The sequence below is a fragment of the Micromonospora sp. CNZ297 genome, from assembly GCF_007827625.1.
In genome coordinates this window covers 170852-181423 of the sequence record NZ_VISU01000014.1, presented here as the reverse complement: position 1 = coordinate 181423, position 10572 = coordinate 170852, and the positions used below count along the sequence as shown (strand labels likewise).

At 74.4% G+C, this 10572-nt stretch carries 10 protein-coding genes; 1 reads left to right on the top strand and 9 read right to left on the bottom strand.

The window, feature by feature from the left end; genetic code table 11:
- Positions 1-231: 231 nt before the first annotated feature.
- The gene (pdxR, locus tag FB454_RS23270) at positions 232-1740 is read left to right on the top strand and encodes a MocR-like pyridoxine biosynthesis transcription factor PdxR (protein ID WP_013285740.1); all 1509 of its coding nucleotides are present in this window, start codon (positions 232-234) and stop codon (positions 1738-1740) included.
- Here the strand turns inward: pdxR and FB454_RS23265 are convergent.
- The 9 genes from FB454_RS23265 to FB454_RS23225 form a co-directional block, all read right to left on the bottom strand.
- A complete protein-coding gene (locus tag FB454_RS23265) occupies positions 1685-3148 on the bottom strand; it encodes a UbiD family decarboxylase (protein WP_013285741.1) in 1464 nt (487 codons plus the stop codon). The genes pdxR and FB454_RS23265 overlap by 56 nt on opposite strands.
- Positions 3145-3498 carry a chorismate mutase gene (locus FB454_RS23260; protein WP_013285742.1) on the bottom strand — a complete coding sequence of 118 codons (354 nt, stop codon included), beginning with the start codon at positions 3496-3498 and terminating at the stop codon, positions 3145-3147. Before FB454_RS23260 ends, FB454_RS23265 begins: the two co-directional genes overlap by 4 nt.
- Entirely contained in the window at positions 3495-3842 is a 348-nt protein-coding gene (locus tag FB454_RS23255) for a cupin domain-containing protein (protein WP_013477221.1), read from the bottom strand. Before FB454_RS23255 ends, FB454_RS23260 begins: the two co-directional genes overlap by 4 nt.
- Positions 3832-4536, bottom strand: a complete 705-nt coding sequence (locus FB454_RS23250; protein WP_036310210.1) for a flavodoxin family protein — start codon at positions 4534-4536, stop codon at positions 3832-3834. The genes FB454_RS23255 and FB454_RS23250 overlap by 11 nt, the downstream gene beginning before the upstream one ends.
- A 57-nt stretch (positions 4537-4593) precedes the next feature.
- Complete coding sequence (locus FB454_RS23245; RefSeq protein ID WP_013285745.1) at positions 4594-5898, bottom strand: TrpB-like pyridoxal phosphate-dependent enzyme; 1305 nt, start codon at positions 5896-5898, stop codon at positions 4594-4596.
- Positions 5899-5927: 29 nt separating this feature from the next.
- Positions 5928-7151 (bottom strand): MFS transporter, encoded by a 1224-nt coding sequence (locus FB454_RS23240; protein WP_013285746.1) that lies wholly within the window; start codon positions 7149-7151, stop codon positions 5928-5930.
- Positions 7142-8377 (bottom strand): ATP-grasp domain-containing protein, encoded by a 1236-nt coding sequence (locus FB454_RS23235; RefSeq protein WP_013285747.1) that lies wholly within the window; start codon positions 8375-8377, stop codon positions 7142-7144. The genes FB454_RS23240 and FB454_RS23235 overlap by 10 nt, the downstream gene beginning before the upstream one ends.
- A complete protein-coding gene (locus tag FB454_RS23230) occupies positions 8374-9159 on the bottom strand; it encodes a B3/B4 domain-containing protein (protein WP_013285748.1) in 786 nt (261 codons plus the stop codon). The genes FB454_RS23235 and FB454_RS23230 overlap by 4 nt, the downstream gene beginning before the upstream one ends.
- A 121-nt stretch (positions 9160-9280) precedes the next feature.
- Positions 9281-10570, bottom strand: a complete 1290-nt coding sequence (locus FB454_RS23225) for an amidohydrolase family protein (protein ID WP_486485446.1) — start codon at positions 10568-10570, stop codon at positions 9281-9283.
- Between the last annotated feature and the right edge of the window lie 2 nt (positions 10571-10572).

The window sequence follows — 10572 nt, the reverse complement described above, 5'->3', positions numbered from 1 at the left end:
TGCCTCAAGCGCTACATCGTCCGCGAGATCCACACCGCCCTCCTCGCCGACTTCACCACCCTCAACACCGCTTGACTTCTATAGGAGCATCCCCCGGCCCACCCGGTTGATCATGAGGTTGGCGGCCGGATCGGAGATCGAGAACGCCGTCAACTTCATGATCGACCGGATGTGGGGGTGGGGTGGGACTAGGATCGCGGGGAGGGGCGGCTAGGTGGGGGAGCGTCGCGGGTGGGGTCGTCGCAGCTGCTCGTGGTGCTCGACCGGGACAGCCCGGTGCCGTTGCAGCAGCAGCTCTGCGACCAGATCAGCGGATCCGTCCGCGCCGGCCGGCTGCGCCCCGGCGACCCGGTGCCGCCCAGCCGGGAACTGGCCCACCAACTCGGCGTCTCCCGCACCGTGGTCACCCGCGCGTACGAGCTGCTGCGCGCCAACGGCGTCCTCACCTCCCGGCGCGGCTCCGGCACCCGGGTCAGCGACGCCCTGCCCGACCTGCCGCACCGCGACCCGCCGGCCCGCGCCCCGCTGCGCCCCGAACCGCCGCTGCCCACCGACGCCGGCAGCCCGCTGTGGCGGCCGTGGGAGCCGGCACCCATGCACCGGCCGGACGGTGCGTACGACTTCCGGCACGGCACCCCGGCGCTGGCGAGCTTCCCGGTGGCGCGCTGGCGGCAGTCGCTCGCCACGGCGGTGAGCCGGGCCGACGCGGTGGCGCTGGGCTACGGCCCGGCGGAGGGCTCACCGGCGCTGCGCGCGCAGATCGCCGCGCTGCTGCGGCGCAGCCGGGCGCTCGACGTCGCCCGCGAGCACACCATCGTCACCAGCGGTGCCACCCAGGCCATGGACATCCTGGTCCGGCTGCTCGTCGGCCCCGACGACGTGGTGGTGATCGAGGACCCCAGCCACACCGTGCTGCGGCAGATCTTCGGCTACTCCCGGGCCGCCGTGGTGCCCGTGCCGGTCGACGAGGAAGGGCTGCGGGTCGGCGAGATCGAGGACCGGGTACGCGGCCACGGCCTGGACCCGGCCCGGGTCCGCCTGGTCTACGTCACGCCGTCGCACCAGTTCCCGACCGGGTTCGTCATGTCCGAGCGGCGACGGCGGGCGCTGCTGCGCTGGGCACGCGAGCACGCCGTCACGGTGCTGGAGGACGACTACCACAACGAGTTCACGTTCGCCGCCGAACGGCTGCCGTCGCTCGCCGCCGACCCGCAGGGCGCCGACGTGGCCTACGTCGGCAGCTTCAGCAAGACGCTGTTCCCGTCGCTGCGCATCGGCTACGCGGTGCTGCCCCCGCACCTGGTCCGGCCGTTCCTCGGCATCAAGTGGATCACCGACCGGCTGACCCCGACGCTGACCCAGGAGGCGCTCGCCGAGTTCATCGACTCCGGCGCGTACGCCCGGCACATCGCCCGGATGGACCGCCTCTACCGGCAGCGCCGGGCCCGGCTGCTGGAGGCGCTCTACGAGCACTTCGGCGCCGGGGTGCGCGTCTCCGGCGCCGCCGCCGGGCTGCACGTCCTCGTCACGCTCGGCGGCACGCCCGGCGCCGGCGAGGCGGCGATCGTGCGCGCCGCCGCCGCGCGCGGGGTGCGGGTCTATCCCGCCTCCGGCTACTTCGTCACCCACCCGCCGTCGGAGCCGACGTTCCTGATCGGGTACGCGGCGCTGCCCACCGCCCGGATCAGCGAGGGAGTGGCGCTGCTGGCCGGCGCGGCACGGGAAGCGACGGCTCGGTGAACCGGGGCCGGCGGAACCGGTCCCGCTGGGCGTACGGCACCGTGCAGTCGAACACCGCCTTCGCGGTGCGCCCGTCGGCGGACAGCGACCGGGAGTAGCCGGTGTGCTGGCTCGGGTCGAGCGGGAAGCCCTCCCGGTCGGCCAGTACACGCAGATCCTGGTCCGCCTGGAACCGCGTCACCATGGCCCACCACAGGTCCTGGTCGGACTCCATGTCGACGTCCTCGTCCACGCAGAGCACCAGCTTGGCCATCCGGAAGCCGTCCAGCACCGCCTCCGCCGCGTCCCGTACCGCGTCGTCGTCGGCCGGGCCGCGCTTGGCCGGCCACTGGAGCACCACCATGAGCTGGCCGCCGCCGGCTGTGTGGCAGTGCGCGGCCAGCGCCGGCGTGCCCCGACGGCGCAGCAGGTCCAGCACCGCGGCCTCCATCCCGAAGCCGAGCAGCACCGACTGCTCGTGTCCGGGCCCGGACACGGCCTGGAGGATCGGGCTCTCCCGAGCGGTGATCGCGGTGACCCGGATCAGCGGCAGCGACGGGTGCGCGCGGCCCTGGTAGCCGAGGAACTCCGGGGTGGCGACCGCGCCGTGCCGGCTCTCCGGCGCGTGCTCGGCCAGCAGTTCGCCCTCGATGACGTACTCGGCGTGCGCGACGAACTCGGCGTCCACAGTGGTGCAGGGCAGCAGCTCGACCGGCCGGCCGGCGAGCGCCCCGGCCACCGCCAGCTCGTCCAGGTCCGGCGGCACCAGCGAGGTGGGGCAGCAGGACGACAGCAGGACTGCCGGGCCGAGTCCGAGGTGGATCGCCACCGGCAGCGCCGCGCCCCGGCGCAACGCGGCCTGGTGGGCCAGTTCCAGGTCGCGGCCGGGGACCATCCAGATGGTCAGCGTGTCCGGACCCTGGACACACATCCGGTGCACGGACAGGTTGCGTACCCCGGTGTCCGGATCGGTGGCGAGCACCGCCCCGAGCGTCAGGTACGGGCCGGCGTCCTCGTCGGTGAGCACCGGCACCGGCAGCGCGGTGAGATCCAGCGGCAGCCGATGGCGGGGCCAGCGCGCCGGGTCGGTGGCGGGCACCGGCGGCCGGGGCGCGGCCACCGCGTCGAGCAGCCGGTGCGGCAGCTCGGCCGGGGTGACACCGAGCAGCCCCGCGGCGCGGCGCCGGGTGCCGTAGAGGCCCATCAGCACGGCCCGGGTGGGGCCGTGCGCGGGGCGTACCCGATCGAACAGCACCGCGGGGCCGGGGCCGGTGGGCGGCGCGGCGGGCGCGCCGGCCCACCGGGCGTAGTGCGCGGAGACGCCGTAGCGGGCGGGCAGCTCCTCGGCGACCCGGACCAGCTCGCCGGGCAGCGGGTCGAGCGTGGCGAGCGCGTGCCGCAGGTCGACGGGTGCCCGGCCGCCGGTCATCGCCGCTCCGGCGCCGCCGGGGCGGCCGGAGCCGTCCCGGCGGCACGGCGGTCCGCCAGCATGTCCAGCTGCATCCGGGTCAGCTCCTCGATCAGCGTGCGGTACGTGGCCACCGCGACCTCCGGCGGCATGCCGTGCCGGCCGGCCAGCTCGGCGACGCGGTCGAGCACCTGCCGGACCCGGTCCGGCGACCGCACGGCCGCCTCGTCGGACTTGTGCGCGGTCAGCTCCCGGACCACCCGGGTACGGACCGCCAGCAGCTCGACGATCCGCTGGTCGAGCCGGTCCACGGCGGCCCGCAGCTCGGTGATGCGGGCCGTGCCGTCCGTCCCGGCGGGGGCGTCGCTCACGGCTGGTCGACCCGGTCGACCACGAACACGACAGTGGGCTCGTCCGCGCTGCCCTGGGAGCGGTGCTCCTCGTCGTCCGGGATGACGAAGCCCATGCCGGGGCGGCAGGGCACCGAGCGGTCCCGGAAGTGGATGGTGAACTCGCCCCGCAGCACGTAGCCGGTGTGCCCGCGCAGGCACCAGTGGTGCTCGTCGAACCCGGCGGGCAGCTCCAGCAGGCGCAGCCGCTGCCCCCCGACGTACGCGATCTTGACCCGGCCCTCGGCGCCGGGCTTGTCCCACTTCTCCCACTCGGTGGCGGGGAAGTCGATGCCGACCGGGACGGTCGCCTGCTCAGTGGACATTCTCGCTGTCTCCTCTGGTCGGTACGGATTCGGCGCGGCGGGGCCGCGGCACGCGTTCGTTGCGGTCCCGCGAGGGCAGGACCGGGCCGCCGGTGACCCGCTGGTGGCGTTTGAGCAGCTGCACCATGTCGACCATGCGGTGCACCATGCGCTCCAGCGCGTCGACACCCTCGGGGTCGGTCAGGCCGGGCGTGCCGGTGGTGTTGCGCAGCAGGACCGGGAAGCCGCTGCCCACCAGGATCATGCGGTTGAGCAGCAGGTTGTTGACGATCTGGTTGTGCACCGACGAGTCGCTGTAGCGGCGTCCGGTGACGATGATGCCGCCGACCTTGTCGGCCAGCGGGCGGGTGAAGCGCAGATAGCCGACCCCGGCCCGCTCGATGAAGATCTGCATCAGGTGGGCCAGGCCGAACCCGTGCACCGGCGCGGCGTAGATCAGCCCGTCTGCGCGGACCATCTGCTCCACCAGGGCGGGGACGTCGTCGTCCACGGTGCACGGCAGCGTACGGCTGTTGCAGTCGCCGCACGGGCTGCACGGCGAGATCCGGTGCTCGCGCAGCCGGATGGTGCGCAGGACGGCCCCGCGCTCGGCGATCAGGCGTCCGGCGTGCGCGACCGCGAGGTCGGTGTTGCCGCCCGCCCGTTCGGAACCGTTGATGGCCAGGATGGTGGCTGCTTCGCTGGGCAATCGCACCCCCGAGGGCTCGTCGGCCGGGACGCGGCGCCGCACCGCGCCGCGTCCCGGCCGGTGTCAGTCCGTCAGCTTTCCGGCGAAATAGTCGATGTACGCCTGCATGTCGAAGTGGCCGTGCCCGGACAGGGAGAACAGGATCGCCTTCTCCTCGCCGGTCTCCCGGCAGCGCAGCGCCTCGTCCACGGCGACCCGCACCGCGTGGCTGGACTCCGGCGCCGGCACGATCCCCTCGCTGCGGGCGAACCGCACGCCCGCCTCGAAGCAGGCGGTCTGCGGCACCGCCCGCGCCTCGATCAGGTCCACCTCGCTCAGCGCGCTCACGATCGGCGCCATGCCGTGGTAGCGCAGCCCGCCGGCGTGGATCGCGGGCGGCCGGAAGTCGTGGCCGAGCGTGTGCATCTTTGCCAGCGGGGTGAGCCCGGCGGTGTCGCCGAAGTCGTAGTCGTAGCTGCCCCGGGTCAGCGACGGGCAGGACGCCGGCTCGGCGGCCAGGAACCGGACGGCCGGACCGCCGTCGAGCTGGCGGCGCAGGAACGGCAGGGCCAGGCCCGCGAAGTTGGAGCCGCCGCCGGCCGCGCCGACCACCACGTCGGGGTAGTCGCCGGCCAGCCCCATCTGCGCCAGCGCCTCCTGCCCGATGATCGTCTGGTGCATCAGCACCAGGTTGAGCACCGAGCCGAGCGCGTACCGGGCGGCGCCGCCGCTGTGCAGCGCGGCCTCCACCGCCTCGGAGATGGCCAGGCCGAGGCTGCCGGGGGAGTCCGGGTCGGTGGCGAGCACCGCCCGCCCGGCCTCGGTACGGTCGCTGGGGCTGGCGGTGACCGAGGCGCCGAACGTCTCCATCAGGCCGCGCCGGTACGGCTTCTGGTCGTAGCTGACCCGCACCATGAAGACCTCGCACTCGAGGTCGAAGTAGGCGCACGCCATCGACAGCGAGCTGCCCCACTGGCCGGCGCCGGTCTCGGTGGTCAGCCGCCGCACCCCGTCGAGCTTGCTGTAGTACGCCTGCGGGACGGCGGTGTTCGGCTTGTGGCTGCCGGCCGGGCTGACCCCCTCGTACTTGAAGTAGATCCGCGCCGGGGTGTCCAGGTCGCGTTCCAGCCGGCGGGCCCGGATCAGCGGGCTGGGCCGCCACTGCCGGTAGATGTCGAGCACCGGGCCGGGGATGTCCACGTCCCGTTCGGTGGAGAACTCCTGCGCGATCAGCTCGGAGGCGAACAGCGGCGCCAGGTCGGCCGGGGTGATCGGTTCCCGGGTGCCGGGGTGCAGCATCGGCGGCAGCCCCTTGGGCAGGTCGGGAACCACGTTGTACCAGGTCGTCGGGATGTCACTCTCGGGCAGGACGAACTTCGTGGCGGTCATGGGCCTCTTCCGGTGAGGGGTCGGGCGGGTCAGGGACGGGCGGGGGCCGGCGCGGCGGGCTCCGGCACCGGCCGGGCCTCGGGTCGGATCCGCAGCGCTGCGAACGCGACGACGCCGGCCAGCGGGGTCAGCAGCAGCAGGAGCAGCACGGGCTGGTGCCCGTGCGCCTGCCAGACGAAGCCCAGCCCCATCGGCACCACCAGCCGGGCGGAGCTGAGCACGAAACCGTTGAGCGCCATGAAGGCGCTGACCCGGCGCGGCTCGACGTGGTCGGCGATGTAGGTGGGCACCACCACCGAGGCGATGATCTCGCCGAGCGTCCAGACGACTGTGGACAGCAGCACCGCGGGCAGTGAGAACGCGAACACCAGCACCGCCATCCCGGCCGACCAGAGCAGGCCGGCGACGACGAGCAGTGTGCGGGTCGGGTACGCCTTGATCCGTTTCTCGATCAGCATGCCGGCGCCCACCACGACGATGCTGTTGATGGTGTAGACCGCGCCGACCACCGCCACCGACGAGTTCAGCACCCCGGTGACCGCCAGCGGCAGCGTGTACTCCAGCCCGATCAGCGGCGCCACGTAGCAGAACGAGAGCACCACCAGCACCGCGACGTCCAGGTCGCGCCGCAGCGCCGCCCGGCGCAGCCCGGTCTTCGCCGGTGTCCCGGCCGCGTCGCGGCCGGTGTCGGCGGGCACGCTGAGCCGGATGGTGAGCGCCGCGAGCAGCCCGAGCAGGATGTTCCCGGCGAACATCAGGCCGTACGAGTACGCCGCGGCCAGGCCGCCCAGCAGCGGCCCGACGCCCATGCCGAGGTTGTTGGCGATGTAGCTGACGGTGTACGCGAACGGCCGCTGCTCCGGCTCGGCGAGGTCGGCGATCAGCGTGTTGGCGGCGGGCGCGAACATGCCCATGCCGACGAGCGCGACGAACAGCAGCGCCGCGTACGTCCACGGCGGGCCGTCCAGCACCGCCAGCCCGAGGTAGCCGGCCGCGTTGAGCAGCAGGCTGGACACCAGCGCGGCCCGCCGGCCGGCGCGTGCGCAGACCGGGCCGCTGAGCAGGCTCCCGGCGAGCAGGCCGGTGCTGCCGACCGAGATCAGCACACCCGCCTCGCCGGTGCTCAGCCCTCGGCTGCGCACCAGGTATACCGCGAGCAGCGGGAAGACGAACATGCCCGCGCGGTTGATGAAGGAGGCGAGCACCAGCATCCGCAGCGGACGGGGCAGCGCCCGGAACCGGCTCAGCCACATGACGCCTCCCCGGCCGGTTCGGTACGCACCTGGAAGGCGTCCCGGATGGTCTTGAACCGGGCCCGCACGTCGTCGAAGTCCCGGCCCTCGCAGACGTACCAGCCGAGCACGTCGTTCGAGGCGGTCGGCGGCGCGAGCACGTCGCCGACGCCCTTCCACACGTCGGCGTCGAGGACCGAGTCCAGCGCCCGCAGCTCGTCGGCGGTGGTGATCGCGGTGATGCGGCCGTACCGGTCGGAGCAGAGGTACTCGGTGCCGGTCTCCGCGCCCAGCGCGGCGGCGGGCCGGTGCCCGGGGTCCAGTTCCAGCCGGCACCACTCGCCCGCGAGGTTGATGCCGCGCCCGGCCTCGATGGCCGGGACGATCGATCCGCCGCCGGCCCGGGCCGCCGCCTCGCCGAAGACCACCTCGCCGTCGTCGCGCAGGAAGAACTCCACGTGCGCGACCCCGGTACGCATGCCGAAGCCGCGCAGGAGCTCCGCGCTGGCGGTCAGGATGCGCTGCTCGGCGGGGGTCAGGTCGTGCTTGCGGGAGATCGTGCCGCCCGGCTCGTCGCGGAACTCCAGCACCGAGTACGTGTAGCGGGAGAGCTGCTCGAAGACCACCTCGCCGTCGCGCAGCAGCGAGTCGACGTGGTACTCCGCGCCGCGGACGTACTCCTCGACCCGGTAGTCGTGGCGCGCGTCGGCCACGAGCGGCCACACCCGGGCCAGGTCGTCGGCCGAGTCCACCCGGTGGGTGTCGCCGCAGGCCCAGCCGGCGTACGGCTTGACCACGACCGGCCAGCCCACCTCGGCGGCGAACTCGGCGACCGCGCCGATGGTGTCCGGGCGGCAGGAGCGGGCCACCGGCACGCCCAGCTCGACGGCCCGGCGGTGCATCACGTTCTTGTCCCGGAAGGCGAGCGCCTGCTCGGGGTCCAGGCCGGGGATGCCGTGGTCGCGCCGGCACCGCGCGGCGGTCAGCACGTCGCCCTCGAACAGCGGGAAGATCCGCTCGATCGGACGGTCGGCGACGATCGCCGCGACCGCCGCCCGGACCGCCTCCGGGTCGTCCAGGTCGGCCCGGTGGCAGGGCAGCCCGGCGGTCTCCGGCGCCGGCCCGCCGGTGGGCAGCAGCACCACGCTGTCCACGCCGAGGCCGGTGGCGGCGGCGACGACGCTGCGGAACTGGGCGGCGTAGCGGCCGGCCGCGGGCCGGTAGACGATCAGGATCGCGCGGTTCACGAGCGGACCCCCGGGGTGCCGGCGGGGCTGAGCGGGGCCTCGACGGGGAACGCGGCGTCCCGGGCCTCCCGGTCCAGCACCGCCCGGTGGCGGGGCGCGGCGGTCAGCTCGCCGAGCACGGCGTCGAGGCGGTCCAGCGCCGCCTCCACCTCCGCCCGGCCGCCCGGATGGGCCGCCTCGACGGTGAGCAGCAGCCGCCGCCGGCCCAGGTCGGTGCGGACCAGGTGGCCCTGGCGCCAGTTCCAGCGCCGGGAGTGGGCCCGCCCGTGGTCGTCGGCGTAGACGACCTCGCCCGGTTCGGGCCGCTCCGGCGCATCAGGTGCGCCCAGCGGCAGGTACGCCTCCGTGCCGTCGGCCGGCCGGACGGCGAGCGCGCCGATGCCGTCCACCGCGCAGGAGGCCACCGGCAGCGCCGAGCCCAGCGAGACGGCGTTGCAGAGGTCCACGAGCGCGTTGATCCGGGGCAGCCGGTCGCCCCGGGCCACCCGGCGGGCGATCGACTCGGCGGCGCACGGGAACCGGTTCGGGTTCACCGCCACCGCCCGGTACGCCGCCCGCCACCCGGCGATGCCCGGCAGCTCGGACACCCCGGCCTTGTCCAGGCCGGCCCGGTGCAGCGCGTCCTCGGCGGCGGTCAGCCGCTCCGCCACGGCCGGGTGGGCCGGCCCGACCTCGATCGCCGGCACGGCGAGCAGGCCGAGGACGTAGTCCGGCACGCTCGCCGTCACCCGGTCGTCGATGCGGACGGACAGCCGGTCGGCGCCGTCGCTGAGCTGGGTCATCGTCATCCCCGTCGGTTCGGTTCACACGGTCGCCCCGACCGTACGAAGCGGCGCCGCCACCGGTTGTGGCCAATCCCCGCCGATCCGGTGAGGCCAATCCGGGCCCGCGCGGCCGGCCGCATCAGGCGACCCCGGCCGGCCGGCGGTCCCGGTAGGCGGCGGCGTCCCCGGCGACCACCCGCCCGCCCAGCAGCACCATCTCGATCGCCCCGGGCCGCCCCAGCACCGTGATGTCCCGCGCCGGGTCGCCGTCGGTGACCACCAGGTCGGCCAGCCGGCCCGGCTGCACCGTCCCGGCCTCGCCGCCGCGCCCGGCCAGTCGCGCGCCGTTGGCGGTGGCCCAGGTCAGCACCGTCGGTGCGGGGATGCCGGCCATGCTCACGTACGTCTCGAGCTCCTCGGCGTACCGGCCGTGCGGGGTCCAGGCGAACCCGAAGTCGTCACCGGCCACGATCGGGATGCCCATCTCCACCATCAGCGGCAGGATCCGCAGCGTGTTCTCCACCTCGGCCTGGAACTCCAGCGTCTCCAGGTACTCCGGGGTCTTGCCGTGCGCGGTGCCGGTGGTGAGCAGCCGGTGCGGCTGGTGCAGGCTCGGCACCACGAAGATGCCGCGTTCGGCGATCGCCTCCAGCGCCGCGTCGTCGGCGTACGTGGCGTGGTCGATCACGTCCACCCCGGCGGCGGTGGCGTTGCGGATGCCGCCCAGCCCGCGTGAGTGCGCCCGGATCCGTACCCCCCGCTCGTGTGCGGCGCGGGCCGCGATCACCAGTTCCTCGGCGGTGAACAGCAGCTCGTGCGAGCGGCCGTTGGGGAACGTGTCGTCGCCGGTGGAGAACACCTTGATGATCTCCGCGCCCTGGGCGACCTCGGTGTCGACGTACTCGACCAGTTCCTCCGGTGTGTCGGCCAGCCGCATCAGGTCGGTGGGGATGCGCTGCTTGACCGCCGGGTTGCGCCGCTGCGGCGGCCCGGAGACCATCAGGTCCCGGCTGCACGGCGTGATCCGCGGGCCGGGCAGCCGCCCGGCGTCGATCGCCCGGCGCAGCGCCATGTCGATGCCGGCCACCGAGCCGGCGCCGACGAACGCGGTGTAGCCCAGCCGGAGCATGGCCGCCGCGTTCGCCGCCGCGCCCAGCGTCACCTCCGGGATCGAGTGCTTGAACAGCGTCTCCCGGCCGTCGAGCACGTTCAGGTAGGCGATGTGGGTGTGGCCGAGCGTCATGCCCGGCATCACGGTCCGCCCGTCCAGGTCCAGCACGTCGACGTCCGGGTCGTGCAGCGGGGCCTGCGCCTCGGGCAGCACCGCGACGATCCGCTCCCCGTCGAGCAGCACGCTGTGGTGCGGCCGGGACGCCACCCCCAGCCCTTCCTGGACGGTGGCGCGGTGCAGCAAGGTTCGTCGGGACACGG